The organism is Acinetobacter lwoffii (genome assembly GCF_022967985.1).
Lineage (GTDB): Bacteria > Pseudomonadota > Gammaproteobacteria > Pseudomonadales > Moraxellaceae > Acinetobacter.
In genome coordinates this window covers 1-16,182 of the sequence record NZ_JALJVC010000018.1, presented here as the reverse complement: position 1 = coordinate 16,182, position 16,182 = coordinate 1, and the positions used below count along the sequence as shown (strand labels likewise).

Here is a 16,182-nt window from a genome sequence, read left to right as displayed (position 1 = left end):
GTATATTAATCAGATAAATATGGCTTTATTCAGAGTAAAATAATCAGGTTTATATTAATTTTTATTTAAACATATATTTTAAATACATCTTATTATTTATTTTAAATCCAGATGAATCTGCTCCAATAGATATCAGAGCAGATTGAAATTGACTTACAGAACCATGGCTGCAATCCAGCCAAAAATCATCAACGGAATATTGAAGTGAATGAAGGTTGGAATCACACTGTCCTTCATATGGTCATGCTGACCATCCATATTTAAACCCGAAGTTGGGCCCAAAGTTGAATCCGAAGCTGGAGAACCGGCATCCCCCAAAGCTGCTGCAGTCCCGATAATTGCAATAGTCGCAGCCGGGCTAAAACCAAACTGGATACACAGCGGTACATAGATGATGGCCAGAATCGGCACGGTTGAAAATGATGAACCAATGCCTAGGGTAATCAACAGGCCGATGAGCAACATCAGGAACGCTGCCAGTGCCTGACTGTCACCAATCCAGTTGACCGATGCTTCGACCAGTGCAGGTACCTGATTGGTCGCTTCAATCACGGCGGCAAAACCTTGTGCTGCAATCATGATAAAGCCGACCAGCGCCATCATGCGCATACCGGTAATGATCACATCATCCGCTTCTTTCCATTTGAAAATGCCAGCACAGCTGAGAATCGCGACACCGACTAAACCTGCCAGAATCATTGAATCTGAATACAGCTGTACAGCCAATGTAGCTACAACTGCAAGACCGGCCATCCAGATGGTAAATTTCGAAATTTCAGGTTTAAGGTTTTGCTCTACTCCAAGTTCAGCAGAAATACTTTGCTGCTCTTCGATATGAATATCTTTATAGAGACGTGGTTTACGGTAAGAGAAGAAAATGGCAATCAACAACCCGACCAGCATGCCAATGACCGGAATGACCATTGCAGATGGAATCTGATCATAAGTAATTTCAAAACCATAAGGCTTACCAAAGGTATTGATGTTATGCCCCAGAATATCATTCAGGAAGATCGCGCCAAAACCGACTGGAATGAGCATATAGGTGGCAACCAGACCAAAGGTCAGCAAACAGGCCACCAAACGGCGATCCAGTTGTAAATGGTTAAATACAATCAATAGCGGCGGAATCAGTACCGGAATGAAGGCAATATGCACGGGAATGACGTTCTGCGAGAACACGGCTGCAATAGCAACCGTGAAGAAGATCAGATATTTCACCCGGTTTTGCGCTTTAAAATCGGCCTCACCTTTTAAGGTACTGATCATTTTATAAGCCAGCAAATCCGGTAAACCCGAACGCGCTAGAGCCAAAGCAAATGCACCTAAAATACCGTAAGCCAAGGCAATTTTGGCACCACCACCCAAGCCATTGTTAAACGCGTCCAAGGTTCCCTGCAGGCCCAGACCTGCCAATAAACCACCTGTAACAGCACCAATGACCAGGGCAAAAACCACAGGTACACGTGCCAACGAGAGTCCGAACATGACTCCAATAGCAGCAAGAATTGCGAACATAATGAATCGGGATAGAGAGAAAGCGGCTATTTTATCAGAAAATGCGGATAAAAATTCCGCCACTTTTTTCTGGTCGGGTCATGTTTCGCGGAGTGGCCTGTCAATGAATGTCAGCAGATTTACGCTGAATAAACTCATCAATCAATTGAGCCACTTGCTGCGGTTGACTCAGGATCGCCCAGTGATTGGCAGCCAGTTCTACTTTCGAGAAATCATCCACCCATTTTGACATTTCATCAACCAGATCTGGCCCGACAAACTGGTCATATTTCAGCATAATCGCCTGTACCGGACAGATGGCAAAACGCTGCCGTGGTTGAGCTAAGCGTGGCAAAAAATTGGCCCGATACAGGTTCACACCATATTTGCCATCTTTGACAATATGCGGGTTGAGTGGCAGATCATCGTGTCTTTCCAGTTGCTGCACGATCTTGCCCCAACGCTGCGGATTAAAAAAATTCCAGGCCAACGGCGCCACTAAAGGCAACTGAAACATCGCGATATACCAAGATTTGCTCATTTGCTTTAAAAATTTTGCTTTGTTTTGCTGGAACTGTTCACGCATCCAGAAAGCGGCATGATCCAGACATGGCCCAGATAAGGTGCTATAAGACAGAATTCGCCCTTTAAAGCGTGGATCGGTGACAGATTCCCAGGACTGAATTGAGCCCCAGTCATGCGCAGCCAGATGAAAAGCTCGATTCGGCAATACCTTATTCACCACCTCTTCCAGATCCTGACTTAAACGGGCCAAGCGGTAATCGGAGATTTTTTTGGGAATACTGGACTCCCCTGCGCCCCGGACATCATAAGTCACCACAAAATAATCCTGACTCAAATGAGCAATGACTGGCTCCCAAACTGCTTGATGATCAGGATAGCCATGAACCAGTACCAAGGCTGTTTGTTCGGGTTGTCCATAAGTTTTGACACAGAGACACTGCTGATCCGTGGTATCGACCCATTGCACTTGTGTTTCCATCTTTTGATCCTGTTTTTATTATTGACCACTTAGTTTATAAATCGGCATGATTGATCAATGCCAGCGCATTTTTGTTGCTCTAGTATGCATAATCACAGCCGCAAAAAGAATGTCAGTATGAGCCTATTCCAGAAAATTCAAAAACTGCCTCTGGTTTCAAAATTTATTCTGAACCGTTATGCCCCTTATCGTGGTGCAGGCATCGAAATTGATAAGATTGATTTTAATAATTATCATGTTCGGGTCAAAATGCCACTGACCCGTAAGAACCAGAATATTGTCGGTGTGCATTTTGGTGGCAGCCTGTATTCAATGGTCGATCCCTTTTATATGTTATTGCTGATGCATCATTTGGGGCCGAAATATCTGGTCTGGGATAAAGGCGCCAGCATTCAGTTTTTGGCACCGGGTCGCGGCACAGTGGTGGCGGACATTCGGATTTCTGCTGAAGAAATTGCCACGATTATCAATCTGGCAGCCGATAATGCGCCAGTGTATCGACATTATCAGCTGAATATTTATGATGAAGCCGGGGTCAGAATTGCCGAAGTAGAAAAAACAGTATATATCCGGCGTAAACAGAGCAAAGGGAAAATTAACTCTCCTAAATAAGATAAAAGCGCCACATTGGCGCTTTTAAATCTAGATGAATCTGAAGTGACTTTCGACTTAACGACGACGGTTATCCTGTTCAATCGCAGCACCGGCACCACCACCGATTGCGCCACCGATTGCAGCACCCGCATTACCACCGAAGATGCTTTTACCGACTGCGGAACCAACAGCACCACCTACACCACTATAGGTCGCATTACGGTTTGAACCGCCTTGGGATTTACTACCCACTGCAGCACCGGCACCACCACCTACAGCTGCACCAACGCCACCGCCGACTTTATTACCAACACCACCACCGACTGCACCACCAAGGGCCGCAGCACCGATCCGTTGCTCATTGGCAGACATACTTTCACAACCCGCCAACATAAAGGTGGAAAGAGTGGCAACTGCCATAACACCTATTAATTTTTTCATGACCTTGGCCTTCCTGTCTTGCTTTAATTAAGCTTATCTTCATTTTATGAAACTAAAATCTGTAGCGTGTTACTTCTCTCGGTATTCCTGCTGAGTTTTGTAAATATCAATGGATTATTCTTCTGTTCAAGCTGTCTTATTTATAAATTTTAGACAAAAAAAGACGCCCGAAGGCGTCTCTTTTCTCAGCTTTAACTCGAATTAGAATTCTTCGTTAAATGCCTGGCTAAGCGCTTGGTCTACATCAGAGAAGTCATTGTGCAGTTCAAATTCTGCAGCTTCTGCTTCTTGACGACGACGCTCCAGGTGGTAAGCCAAACCTGTACCCGCTGGGATCAGGCGACCTACAACTACGTTCTCTTTCAAGCCACGTAAGTCATCTTCTTTACCTGTTACAGCCGCTTCAGTTAACACACGCGTGGTTTCCTGGAACGATGCAGCAGAGATGAACGAGTCAGTAGAAAGCGATGCTTTGGTAATACCCATCAATTGACGTTCAAACTTCGCAGGGAACTTGTTTTGTGCAAGAACTGCTTGGTTTTCTTGAACAACGCGGATGTAATCCACTTGTTCGCCTTTGATAAAGCTGGTATCGCCGCCATCAGTGATATCAACTTTACGCAGCATTTGACGTACGATGACTTCAATATGCTTGTCGTTGATTTTTACACCTTGCAGACGATATACGTCCTGAACTTCGTTCACGATGTAGTTTGTAAGCGCAACTTCGCCTTTCAAACGTAAGATATCGTGCGGGTTCTGTGGACCATCAGAAATAGTTTCACCACGGTTCACATGTTCGCCTTCGAACACGTTAATCGTACGCCATTTCGGAATCAGCTCTTCATAAATCTCAGAGCCATCATCCGGCGTAATCACCAGACGGTTCTTACCTTTGGTCTCTTTACCAAAGCTTACAACACCCGACACTTCTGCAAGGATTGCATGCTCTTTTGGCTTACGTGCTTCGAACAAGTCAGCTACACGCGGCAGACCACCGGTAATATCACGGGTACGTGAAGTTTCTTGTGGTACACGACCGATGACATCACCGACACCAATCGTTTCGCCATCACGAACAGAAAGAATCGTGTTCTGTGGCAGGAAGTAGAACTGTTCGCCACCATCAACGGTATCCAACACAACAGCAGGACGCAAATCTTTACCTGACGCAGGACGTGAAGTCACTGGCAAGATTTCGATAGTTGACATACCTGTTGCATCATCAGTTTTAGAAGTAACCGTCACGCCATCAGCAATCTGGCTGAAACGTACTTTACCAGCAACTTCTGTTACTAATGGATGTGTATGCGGATCCCAAGTCGCCACAATACCGCCTGCTTCTACAGCTTCGCCATCTTTCAGCAAGATAGACGCACCGTAAGGAAGTTTATAGCGCTCGCGCTCACGACCTAAATCATCCGCAATACCGATTTCACCTGAACGTGAAGTCGATACCAAGTGACCTTTGGCATGTTGTACTGTTTTCACGTTGTGGAAACGTACTGTACCTTGGTTACGAACTTGTACGCTGTTTGCAGCAGAAGTTCGGCTTGCAGCACCACCGACGTGGAAGGTACGCATCGTTAACTGTGTACCTGGCTCACCAATCGATTGAGCTGCCATTACACCAACAGACTCACCCGGGTTCACCTGATGACCACGTGCTAGGTCACGACCGTAACATTTCGCACATACACCGAAGGTAGACGCACAGTTCACGACTGAACGTACTTTAATTTCGTCGACACCTTGGCTTTCGATAAACGTCGCCAATTTCTCGTCAATTAACGTATTACGAGGAAGTAGAACTTCATCTGTACCTACACGTTTCACATCTTCAGCAACCACACGACCCAATACTCGTGCACCCAGGTTCTCGATGACATCGCCACCTTGAATGAACGGAGTCATTACCAGACCGTCATACGTACCACAATCCGGCTCAGTAATGACCAAGTCCTGCGCAACGTCTACTAGACGACGAGTCAAATAACCAGAGTTCGCAGTTTTCAGTGCTGTATCGGCCAAACCTTTACGCGCACCGTGTGTCGAGATGAAGTACTGAAGTACGGTCAAACCTTCACGGAAGTTCGCTTTAATTGGGGTTTCAATGATCGAGCCATCCGGCTTCGCCATCAAACCACGCATACCCGCCAACTGACGAATCTGAGCTGCCGAACCACGGGCACCCGAGTCAGACATCATGTAGATCGAGTTGAATGATTTTTGCTTCTCATCTTCACCCTGTTTGTTCTTCACAGTGGTGAAAGACAAGTTGTCCATCATCGCTTTAGCAACCTGGTCATTGGTACGCGCCCAAATATCGACCACTTTGTTATAACGTTCGCCGGCAGTTACGAAGCCTTGTTCGAACTGTTGTTCGATTTCACGAACTTCAGCTTCCGCTTTACCAATAATTGCTTGTTTTTGCGGTGGAATAACCATGTCTTCCATACCGACAGATACACCTGAACGCGTCGCTTGACGGAAGCCCAAGTACATCAATTGGTCAGCGAAGATAACAGTATCTTTCAGACCCAATTTACGGTAGCAAGAGTTAATTAACTTCGAGATATTTTTCTTAGTCATCTCAACGTTAATTTGCTGGAAATCCATACCTTCAGGCACAACTTCCCAAAGTAGGCAGCGACCAGGCGTCGTATCTACAATAATGGTTTGCTGTTCACGGTTACCATCTTCGTCGATCACAGTCTGGTGTACACGTGCCTTAACGCGAGCGTGTAGATCAACCTGACCTGTTGCCAGTGCACGGTTTACTTCGTGAGTATCCGCGAACACCATGCCTTCACCTTTGGCATTGATTGCATCACGCGTGATGTAATACAAGCCCAAGACCACGTCCTGAGACGGTACGATGATTGGCTCACCGTTCGCTGGAGACAGAATGTTGTTAGTCGACATCATTAACGCACGAGCTTCAAGCTGAGCTTCAAGTGTTAATGGTACGTGTACCGCCATTTGGTCACCATCGAAGTCGGCGTTAAACGCAGCACATACGAGTGGGTGTAGACGGATCGCTTTACCTTCGATCAGGATCGGTTCAAATGCTTGAAGACCCAAACGGTGAAGGGTTGGCGCACGGTTCAACATCACTGGATGTTGACGAATCACGTGAGCAAGAACGTCCCAAACTTCCGGGGTTTCGCGCTCAACCATTTTCTTCGCAGCTTTAATGGTGGTTGCTTGACCAGAGGCCTGTAGTTTCGCGAAAATGAATGGCTTGAACAGTTCAAGTGCCATTTTCTTCGGAAGACCACATTGGTGCAAACGCAGGTTTGGACCAACAGTAATTACCGAACGACCAGAGTAGTCAACACGCTTACCAAGTAAGTTTTGACGGAAACGACCTTGCTTACCTTTGATCATGTCTGCCAAAGATTTAAGCGGACGCTTGTTCGAACCGGTAATTGCACGACCACGACGACCGTTATCCAGCAATGCATCTACAGACTCTTGTAACATACGTTTTTCGTTACGTACGATGATGTCTGGCGCTGCAAGGTCAAGAAGACGCTTCAAACGGTTGTTACGGTTGATCACACGACGATAAAGATCGTTCAGGTCAGAAGTCGCGAAACGACCACCTTCAAGTGGTACAAGCGGACGAAGGTCTGGTGGAAGAACTGGAAGTACAGTTAACACCATCCATTCTGGCTTGTTGTTCGAATCGTTGAATGCTTCCATCAACTTCAAACGCTTAGACGCTTTTTTCAGCTTGGTTTCTGAAGTTGTAACAGGAATTTCTTCACGAAGACGCGCAATTTCAGCTTCAAGATCGATGTCTTTCAACAAGTCTTGAACCGCTTCAGCACCCATTTTCGCTGTGAATTCATCACCGTGTTCTTCTAATGCATTGAAGTATTCTTCATCGTTTAGAAGTTGGTATTTCTCAAATGGAGTCATACCCGGATCGGTCACTACATAAGATTCGAAATACAATACGCGTTCGATATCACGTAGCGTCATGTCTAATAATAGACCGATACGGCTAGGCAATGATTTCAAGAACCAGATGTGTGCAACTGGAGATGCCAGCTCGATGTGACCCATACGTTCACGACGAACTTTCGCAGTTGTTACTTCAACGCCACATTTTTCACAAATGACGCCTTTGTATTTCATACGCTTGTATTTACCACACAAGCATTCGTAATCTTTCACTGGACCAAAGATTTTGGCACAGAACAAACCATCACGTTCAGGCTTGAACGTACGATAGTTAATGGTTTCTGGCTTTTTAACTTCACCGTGAGACCATGACTTAATCATTTCTGGTGACGCAAGACCAATACGGATGCGGTCAAACTCTACTGGAGCATGACCGTCTGAATCCGTCTTTTTGCGCATGATATCGAGCAAGTCTTTCAATTTTTTTCTCCGTGTGTTGTGGAGATTTTCACTCAACAACTGGGTCACAAATATTGTTTTTTAACTGAATTTTAATCCCCCTCAATCCCCCTTTGTTAAGGGGGAAGCCCCTCTTTATCAAAGAGGGGTTTGGGGAGATTTAATGGAGATTCTTAGTCACCATTTTTCAGTTCAATGTTGATACCTAAAGAACGGATCTCTTTGGTCAATACGTTGAACGATTCAGGCATGCCCGGGTCCATATAATGGTTGCCATCCACAATGTTCTTGTAGATACGGGTACGGCCTTCAACGTCATCCGATTTCACAGTCAGCATTTCTTGTAGCGTATATGCTGCACCGTAAGCTTCTAGTGCCCAGACTTCCATCTCACCGAAACGCTGGCCACCGAATTGTGCTTTACCACCAAGCGGCTGTTGCGTTACTAGAGAGTAAGAACCAGTTGAACGCGCATGCATCTTGTCATCAACCAAGTGGTTCAGTTTCAGCATGTACATGTAACCAACAGTTACCGGACGATCGAAACGCTCACCAGTACGACCATCATATAATACGGTCTGACCAGTACTAGACAGGCCTGCAAGTTGTAACAACTCTTTGATCTGACCTTCTTCAGCACCATCGAATACAGGAGTAGCCAAAGGCACACCAGCACGCAAGTTGCCAGAAAGTTTCAAGATTTCCTCATCAGTCAAGCTATCAAGATCTTCTTGCTCGCCACCAACTTTGTTGTAAATCTTGTCCAGGAAATCACGAAGCTCAAGTACAGTACGTTGCTCTTTCATCATCTTGTCGATTTGATCGCCAAGACCTTTCGCCGCCATACCCAAGTGAGTTTCAAGAATCTGACCCACGTTCATACGCGATGGTACGCCAAGCGGGTTCAATACGATATCAACAGGTACGCCGTTGGCATCATGTGGCATGTCTTCTACCGGCAAGATGTTTGATACAACACCTTTGTTACCGTGACGACCCGCCATCTTATCACCCGGCTGGATGCGACGTTTTACAGCAAGATAAACTTTAACAACTTTCAATACGCCAGTGGTCAGTTCATCGCCAGTCGAAAGTTTGCGTTTTTTCTCGGCAAATTTCTCGTCAATTTCGAAGCTCTTCTCTTTCAAGAACACTTGAATTTGAGTTAAACGTTCAGCAATTGCTTCATCAACTGGTTGAATTTCAAGAAGATCAACAAGCTCTAAACCAGACAACACGTCTTCAGACAGTTTGTCGCCACGTTTAGTTGTACCGCCACCATTCGACTCTTGGCCATTCAGTAGACGGATTACACGTTCACGTGCAGCTTCTTCAAAGATTTTGAATTCTTCTTTCAAGTCTTTACGGTATGCATCTAACTGCGCTTTTTCAATTGCTTGAGCACGTTCGTCTTTTTCAAGACCGTCACGTGTAAACACTTGAACGTCAATCACAGTACCTTTCGTACCCGATGGAACGCGTAAAGATGAATCTTTTACGTCAGCCGCTTTTTCACCGAAGATTGCACGTAGCAATTTTTCTTCTGGAGTAAGCTGTGTTTCACCTTTAGGGGTTACTTTACCAACAAGGATATCGCCAGCAGTTACTTCTGCACCGATGTAAACGATACCTGACTCGTCCAGTTTAGACAGAGCAGCTTCACCCACGTTCGGGATATCGGCAGTGATTTCTTCCGCACCCAGTTTGGTATCACGTGCGACACATGACAATTCCTGGATATGAATCGAGGTTAAACGGTCTTCTTGAAGTACACGCTCAGAAAGTAAGATCGAGTCTTCGTAGTTGTAACCGTTCCAGGTCATGAACGCAACGCGCATGTTTTGACCCAATGCCAGCTCACCGCCATCAGTCGATGGACCATCAGCCAGTACATCACCACGACCTACTTTATCACCTAGGTTCACAAGAACTTTCTGGTTGATACAAGTGTTCTGGTTCGAACGGGTGTACTTGATCAGGTTGTAGATATCTACACCTGCTTCACCTGCGATCATTTCGTCTTCATTCACACGAATAACCACACGAGACGCATCAACAAACTCGATACGACCACCACGCTGAGCGATCACACATACACCTGAGTCATGTGCTACGTTCGCTTCCATACCGGTACCAACAAGCGGCTTGTCAGCGATCAACGTCGGAACTGCCTGACGTTGCATGTTCGAACCCATTAACGCACGGTTGGCGTCATCGTGTTCTAGGAATGGAATCAGTGACGCTGCTACAGATACAACCTGCTGAGCAGATACATCCATATGGGTTACTTTTTCAGGAGGAATACGTACGAAGTCACCTTGATGACGAACAGATACAAACTCTTCTGTTAAGTTACCGTCTTTATCCATTGCAGAATCGGCCTGTGCAATCACAGTGCCTACTTCTTCAATTGCAGAGAGGTATTCAACTTCATCTGTTACACGACCATCAACAACCTTACGGTACGGGGTTTCCAGGAAACCGAAGTTGTTACATTTCGCATAAACAGAAAGCGAGTTGATCAAACCAATGTTTGGACCTTCCGGTGTTTCAATTGGACATACACGACCGTAGTGAGTTTGATGTACGTCACGTACTTCAAAGCCTGCACGCTCACGTGTTAAACCGCCGGGACCAAGCGCAGAAACACGACGTTTGTGGGTAATCTCAGATAACGGGTTGTTTTGGTCCATAAACTGAGATAACTGGCTTGAACCAAAGAATTCTTTGATTGCAGCAGCTACTGGCTTCGCATTGATCAAATCTTGCGGAGACAGGTTGTCAGTTTCAGCTTGGCTTAAACGTTCTTTAACAGCACGTTCTACACGAACCAGACCTACACGGAATTGGTTTTCTGTCATTTCACCAACAGAACGAACACGACGGTTACCCAAGTGATCGATATCGTCGACTTCACCTTTACCGTTACGGATTTCAACTAATGTTTTTAATACATCAGTGATATCTTCGTTCGAGAGAATGCCTTCAACTTCACGTGACTTCTGATCTGTACCGACTTCGTAAGGACGACCCAAACGACGGTTGAACTTCATACGACCCACTGGAGACAAGTCATAACGTTCAGAAGAGAAGAACAAGTTATTGAATAAGTTTTCAGCAGCTTCTTTTGTTGGTGGCTCGCCTGGGCGCATCACTTTGTAGATTTCTACCAATGCTTCTTCACGATTGCTCGTTGTATCTGCACGTAGAGAATCTGCAACGAATGAACCGCGGTCGATATCATTGGTGAACAGAATATTGAACTGCTTCACGCCGCCTTCTGCAATTTTCACCATGATTTCATGGCTTAATACAGTATTGGCTGCAATCACATCACCATCTTTTAGTGGGATGTCTTCAGCAGTGATACGCTCATACAGGTACTCATCAGGCACTGCAAGTTTTTCAAGACCTGAAGCTTCCATTTGACGTACATGACGCGCATTGATACGTTTACCTTGCTCAACAATTGCCTTGCCATCCTTGTCCAGGATGTCAAATTGTGCCATTTCGCCACGCAGACGTTCAGGCACCAGGTCAATCTGGTAGCTACCCATGTCAAGATACACAGGTACTTTCTCGTAGAACATGTCGAGAATGTTTTCGTTGCTATAACCCAAGGCACGAAGCACCACAGTCGCAAGCAATTTACGACGACGGTCAATACGTACATAGACGAGGTCTTTGGCATCGAATTCAAAGTCTAACCATGAACCACGGTAAGGAATGATACGTGCTGAATAAAGGACTTTACCACTTGAGTGAGTCTTGCCTTTATCGTGGTCAAAGAATACGCCTGGTGAACGGTGTAATTGTGACACGATCACACGCTCGGTACCGTTAATCACAAAGGTACCGTTATCCGTCATTAATGGCATTTCGCCCATATAGACTTCTTGTTCACGTACGTCTTTAATTGACTTCGTTTCACGATCTTTCAGGATCAAACGAATTTTTACACGCATTGGTGCTGCATAAGTTGAGCCACGAAGAATACATTCGCGTACATCAAACTCAGGCTTACCAAGACTATACTCAACAAATTCTAAAGCAGCATTGCCAGAATAACTTTCAATAGGAAAAACTGAACGAAATGCGGCTTGGAGACCGATATCTTCGCGGTTTTTTGGTGATTTGCCATCTTGTAAGAATGTTCTGTACGAGTCGACTTGAATCGCGAGCAAGTACGGAGCATCCATGACGCTAGGCAATTTACCAAAATTCTTACGGATCCGTTTCTTTTCGGTATATGAGTATGCCATCTGGAGTCCTCGGAAAGTGTAAACCAAGCCCGCCTGCAGAACGGGCTCAGAAGGAATTACGCTGGCCGATATGGCCACCACTCTTTACAAATGCTGCAATTTTTAGTGGTATTAAAACGCTTATCAATATTTTTTAATGAAAAATATTGGTAAACGTTTGTTCATTATGTTTATTTTCAATTTGTATGATTTTTATATCATGCAAACAAAAATCGAGCCGATTATTGTAACGCAAAAAGGCTGATGACCCAAGAGCCATCAGCCAATTTTTGGAGCCGATTATAAAAAAACCGGCTCCCTTAAGAAATTACTTAAGAGTAACTGTAGCACCAGCTTCTTCAAGTTTCTTCTTAAGCTCTTCGCCTTCTTCTTTAGAAACGCCTTCTTTAAGAACTGCAGGAGCGCCTTCAACCATATCTTTAGCTTCTTTCAAGCCAAGGCCAGTCGCTTCACGAACTGCTTTAATTACAGCAACTTTGTTCGCGCCGAAAGAAGTCAATTCAACATTGAATTCAGTTTGTTCTTCAGCAGCAGCAGCAGCTGGACCAGCAGCAACAGCTACAGCAGCAGCAGATACATTGAATTTCTCTTCGAAAGCAGAGATAAGTTCAACAAGTTCAAGAACAGTTTTTTCAGCAACTGCGTTTAGGATTTCTTCGTTTGTTAAAGCCATGAGATTAACTCCAAATGGGTATTGAATGATGTGTGTTTAAGTTTGAGCTTAAGCAGCTTCTGACTCGTTTTTCTCTTGAAGCGCTGTAAGTAAGCGGCCCAATTTCGAAATAGGAGCTTGAAGAACGTTTGCAAGCATAGTAAGCGCTTTCTCTTGGTTCGGAAGATTCGCGATTACGCTAACTTCTGCACCTTGATAAAGTTTGCCATCAAATGCAGCAGCTTTAAGTTCAAATGCTTTATTAGTTTTAGCGAATTCTTCGAACAAACGTGCAGCAGCACCCATGTCGTCTTCAGAATTCGAGAAAGCTAAGATTGTTGGGCCAACAAGGTTGTCGTTCAAGATATTGAATTGAGTATCTTGAAGAGCACGTTTAGCCAAAGTGTTACGAACGATACGTGTAGTAACACCAAGTTTACGCGCTTCAACACGTAGAGTAGTTAACTGCTCTACAGTCAAACCTTGGTAGTCAGCAACAACAGCAGCAAATGCAGTAGAAGCAACTTCAGCTACTTCAGCTACGATCTGTTTTTTGCCTTCGATAAGAAGAGCCATTGTAAAACCTCCTAACGGTGATTTATGTACTTACGCGAAGTACACTCCCAATTCGCAAGACCATCACTGGACTCACACGCGGAGGATGAACAAATCACACCACCGCGTCTACGCAGGCTGGACTATTAAGAGAGAAGCATAAAACTCCCCTCGCCCGCGGTCTTTGACGCTGATAAATTTTCATTTATCAATTCAAAGTTTGCCTAAGTTTGCAAAATACGACGGAGCGTTTCTTGCGTAAAATTTGAAGCACTGCTTCAAATTTTACTCAGGGCTTTAAAATTCTGTAATAAGTCGAGACTTATTTAGAAACGTTTGCTACATCAACGATCAAACCAGGACCCATAGTTGAGCTCAAAGTGATCTTTTGAATGTATACGCCTTTAGACGTAGCAGGTTTCAAACGCTTCAAGTCAGCAACAAGTGCTTCAACGTTTTGACGAACAGCAGCAGCCTCAAAACCTACTTGACCGATCGCAGCGTGGATAATACCAGCTTTGTCTACGCGGTAACGTGCTTGACCAGCTTTTGCATTTTTAACTGCAGTAGCAACGTCAGGAGTTACAGTACCCACTTTAGGGTTTGGCATTAAGCCACGTGGACCAAGGATCGTACCAAGTTTACCTACAACGCGCATTGCATCTGGAGCAGCAATTACTACGTCAAAGTCAAGGTTACCCGCTTGGATGCTTTCAGCAAGATCGTCGAAACCAACAACGTCTGCGCCTTCAGCTTTAGCAGCTTCAGCAGCAGCGCCTTGAGCGAATACAGCTACACGTACAGTTTTACCAGTACCTGCAGGAAGTGTAGTCGCACCACGAACAACCTGGTCAGATTTACGAGGATCAACACCTAGGTTTACCGCGATATCTAGAGATTCTTTGAATTTAGGAGCTGGAAGGCTCTCTAAAACTGCAACAGCTTCTTCTAGCGTGTAAACTTTGTGTGCTTCTACAGCAGCTACAATCGCTTTTTGACGTTTAGTTAATTTAGCCATGTCTTAAAGCTCCACTTCCAAGCCCATAGAACGCGCAGAACCAGCAATGGTACGTACACGTGCGTCTAAATCAGCACCAGTCAAATCTGGTTCTTTAGTAGTCGCGATTTCTTCGATTTGAGCACGAGTCAACTTACCAACTTTAGTTTTGTTAGGTACAGCTGAACCCTTCTGGATACCAGCAGCTTTCTTAAGAAGAACAGCAGCAGGTGGAGTTTTCATGATGAATGTGAACGACTTGTCGTTGTACACAGTGATCACGACTGGAATTGGCAGACCAGCTTCAACTTTTTGTGTAGCAGCATTGAATTCTTTACAGAATGCCATGATGTTCACACCACGTTGACCTAGTGCAGGACCAATCGGTGGAGATGGATTCGCTTTACCAGCTGGAACTTGCAGCTTGATATAGCCGTCAATCTTCTTAGCCATTTCAAATTACCTCTGGGTGCAAACGCCGGTGAAGGCTCCCCAATGATTTCAAGTAACGATACCGTTACAACAACAATGCCTGACTTATAAATAAGTCAGGCGTTTTCAACCCATACAAATTAGACTGATTTTTCGACTTGACGAAATTCCAATTCAACTTGAGTTGGTCGGTTAAATACATTAATGGTCAGCGTTAAACGCGACTTTTCGTACTGAACTTCTTCCACCACACCTTTAAAGTCAGTGAATGGACCGTCAACCACGAGTAATTCTTCGCCTGGTTCAAACATCGTCTTAGGACGAGGCGCTTCACCAGTATTGCGTACACGCGCAAGAATCGCATCTGCTTCTTTTTGCGTAATCGGTGCCGGTTTTTCAGCCGTACCACCAATAAAACCTAAAACTTTTGGACATTCTTTAACAATGTGCCAAGTATCATCATTCATTTCCATTTCGACTAGAACATAGCCAGGAAAGAACTTACGCTCTGATTTACGCTTCTTACCATCCTTCATTTCTACCACTTCTTCGGTAGGAACAAGGACTTCACCAAAGCTATCGGCAACAGCGCTACGCTGGATTCGATCATTAAGCGAACGCATCACTTGTTTTTCATAACCTGAATAGGCATGAATAATGTACCAACGTTTCATAGCTCTCTTACCCGATAATAAACTTCATTAACCAGCCTAAAATATAGTCAAAACACCACAACAAGATGGATGCAATTACGACTACAACAAGAACTTGCCAAGATGTGGACATCGTCTCTTGTTTGGTAGGCCAGGTCACTCGACGCAACTCAATTCGCGCATCTTTCAGCAGACGAATAAAGCCTTTGCCTTGATGGGTGGCGTATAATAAACCGAATGCTGCAACGATACAAGCCAAAATCACCCCAACGCGCACCCAAACATCATTCGCAGGTGCCCAGTACGCTGGTAAATATTGGTTTACCATCATTGCACCAACCAATAAAATCAAGGCGATAACCCATAGAACCATGTCTAATGGAGAACCAGAACTTACATCTACTGCAGGATTATTTCTTTGAGGAATTGCCGCTTCGCCTAATGCGTCGCGTGATTTTTCATTCGACATTTTTGTACTCGTCGTAGGTTTCGCGACTTATTATATGACCAATTTTGCCGACATCAAGCGTCTTTTTAGAAACTTGGCAGGTCAGGAGGGGCTCGAACCCCCAACATTCGGTTTTGGAGACCGACGCTCTACCAATTGAACTACTGACCTGCAAAACAACAAGTTGGAGCCTAAACCCCAACTCGTCTGTCTTATTCTATGATTATGCAGTTACTTTAGCAACTACACCAGCACCAACTGTACGACCGCCTTCACG

At 44.9% G+C, this 16,182-nt stretch carries 12 protein-coding genes and 1 tRNA gene; 1 reads left to right on the top strand and 12 read right to left on the bottom strand.

The features are described 5' to 3' along the window. Positions 1-153 precede the first annotated feature (153 nt). The gene (locus MWG72_RS11280; protein WP_004647315.1) at positions 154-1,518 is read right to left on the bottom strand and encodes a Na+/H+ antiporter family protein; all 1,365 of its coding nucleotides are present in this window, start codon (positions 1,516-1,518) and stop codon (positions 154-156) included. Positions 1,519-1,618: 100 nt separating this feature from the next. Continuing rightward, entirely contained in the window at positions 1,619-2,500 is an 882-nt protein-coding gene (locus MWG72_RS11275) for an alpha/beta fold hydrolase (RefSeq protein ID WP_247144069.1), read from the bottom strand. 117 nt (positions 2,501-2,617) lie between these two features. Here MWG72_RS11275 and MWG72_RS11270 point away from each other — a divergent pair, with 117 nt between their 5' ends. Next, positions 2,618-3,112 carry a DUF4442 domain-containing protein gene (locus MWG72_RS11270; RefSeq protein WP_201771462.1) on the top strand — a complete coding sequence of 165 codons (495 nt, stop codon included), beginning with the start codon at positions 2,618-2,620 and terminating at the stop codon, positions 3,110-3,112. A 57-nt stretch (positions 3,113-3,169) separates the two neighbouring features. Here the strand turns inward: MWG72_RS11270 and MWG72_RS11265 are convergent, their stop codons facing one another. From MWG72_RS11265 to MWG72_RS11220, 10 genes are all read right to left on the bottom strand, one after another. Further along, positions 3,170-3,535 (bottom strand): glycine zipper domain-containing protein, encoded by a 366-nt coding sequence (locus MWG72_RS11265; RefSeq protein WP_247144068.1) that lies wholly within the window; start codon positions 3,533-3,535, stop codon positions 3,170-3,172. 201 nt (positions 3,536-3,736) lie between these two features. Next, positions 3,737-7,927 carry a DNA-directed RNA polymerase subunit beta' gene (gene rpoC, locus MWG72_RS11260; protein ID WP_004278609.1) on the bottom strand — a complete coding sequence of 1,397 codons (4,191 nt, stop codon included), beginning with the start codon at positions 7,925-7,927 and terminating at the stop codon, positions 3,737-3,739. Between the two features lie 152 nt (positions 7,928-8,079). Next, a complete protein-coding gene (gene rpoB, locus MWG72_RS11255) occupies positions 8,080-12,168 on the bottom strand; it encodes a DNA-directed RNA polymerase subunit beta (protein WP_005102827.1) in 4,089 nt (1,362 codons plus the stop codon). 307 nt (positions 12,169-12,475) lie between these two features. Next, on the bottom strand, positions 12,476-12,841 hold the full coding sequence (rplL, locus tag MWG72_RS11250) for a 50S ribosomal protein L7/L12 (RefSeq protein WP_004278611.1): 366 nt from the start codon (positions 12,839-12,841) through the stop codon (positions 12,476-12,478). Positions 12,842-12,889: 48 nt separating this feature from the next. Further along, positions 12,890-13,396, bottom strand: a complete 507-nt coding sequence (gene rplJ, locus MWG72_RS11245) for a 50S ribosomal protein L10 (protein ID WP_004278612.1) — start codon at positions 13,394-13,396, stop codon at positions 12,890-12,892. A gap of 301 nt (positions 13,397-13,697) precedes the next feature. Beyond that, positions 13,698-14,393: a 50S ribosomal protein L1 gene (gene rplA / locus MWG72_RS11240; RefSeq protein ID WP_004278613.1), complete on the bottom strand. Its 696-nt coding sequence runs from the start codon at positions 14,391-14,393 to the stop codon at positions 13,698-13,700. 3 nt (positions 14,394-14,396) lie between these two features. After that, a complete protein-coding gene (rplK, locus tag MWG72_RS11235; RefSeq protein WP_004278614.1) occupies positions 14,397-14,825 on the bottom strand; it encodes a 50S ribosomal protein L11 in 429 nt (142 codons plus the stop codon). A gap of 119 nt (positions 14,826-14,944) precedes the next feature. Then, positions 14,945-15,478, bottom strand: a complete 534-nt coding sequence (gene nusG, locus MWG72_RS11230; RefSeq protein ID WP_004278615.1) for a transcription termination/antitermination protein NusG — start codon at positions 15,476-15,478, stop codon at positions 14,945-14,947. A 7-nt stretch (positions 15,479-15,485) separates the two neighbouring features. Further along, positions 15,486-15,926, bottom strand: a complete 441-nt coding sequence (gene secE / locus MWG72_RS11225; protein WP_005245824.1) for a preprotein translocase subunit SecE — start codon at positions 15,924-15,926, stop codon at positions 15,486-15,488. Between the two features lie 74 nt (positions 15,927-16,000). After that, positions 16,001-16,076, bottom strand: a tRNA-Trp gene (locus MWG72_RS11220). Between the last annotated feature and the right edge of the window lie 106 nt (positions 16,077-16,182).

Coding starts and splice junctions, on each gene's coding strand:
- MWG72_RS11280 (WP_004647315.1), bottom strand. CDS start 1,518: ATGTTCGCAATTCTTGCTGCTATTGGAGTCATGTTCGGACTCTCGTTG.
- MWG72_RS11275 (WP_247144069.1), bottom strand. CDS start 2,500: ATGGAAACACAAGTGCAATGGGTCGATACCACGGATCAGCAGTGTCTC.
- MWG72_RS11270 (WP_201771462.1), top strand. CDS start 2,618: ATGAGCCTATTCCAGAAAATTCAAAAACTGCCTCTGGTTTCAAAATTT.
- MWG72_RS11265 (WP_247144068.1), bottom strand. CDS start 3,535: ATGAAAAAATTAATAGGTGTTATGGCAGTTGCCACTCTTTCCACCTTT.
- rpoB (WP_005102827.1), bottom strand. CDS start 12,168: ATGGCATACTCATATACCGAAAAGAAACGGATCCGTAAGAATTTTGGT.
- rplL (WP_004278611.1), bottom strand. CDS start 12,841: ATGGCTTTAACAAACGAAGAAATCCTAAACGCAGTTGCTGAAAAAACT.
- rplJ (WP_004278612.1), bottom strand. CDS start 13,396: ATGGCTCTTCTTATCGAAGGCAAAAAACAGATCGTAGCTGAAGTAGCT.
- rplA (WP_004278613.1), bottom strand. CDS start 14,393: ATGGCTAAATTAACTAAACGTCAAAAAGCGATTGTAGCTGCTGTAGAA.
- rplK (WP_004278614.1), bottom strand. CDS start 14,825: ATGGCTAAGAAGATTGACGGCTATATCAAGCTGCAAGTTCCAGCTGGT.
- nusG (WP_004278615.1), bottom strand. CDS start 15,478: ATGAAACGTTGGTACATTATTCATGCCTATTCAGGTTATGAAAAACAA.
- secE (WP_005245824.1), bottom strand. CDS start 15,926: ATGTCGAATGAAAAATCACGCGACGCATTAGGCGAAGCGGCAATTCCT.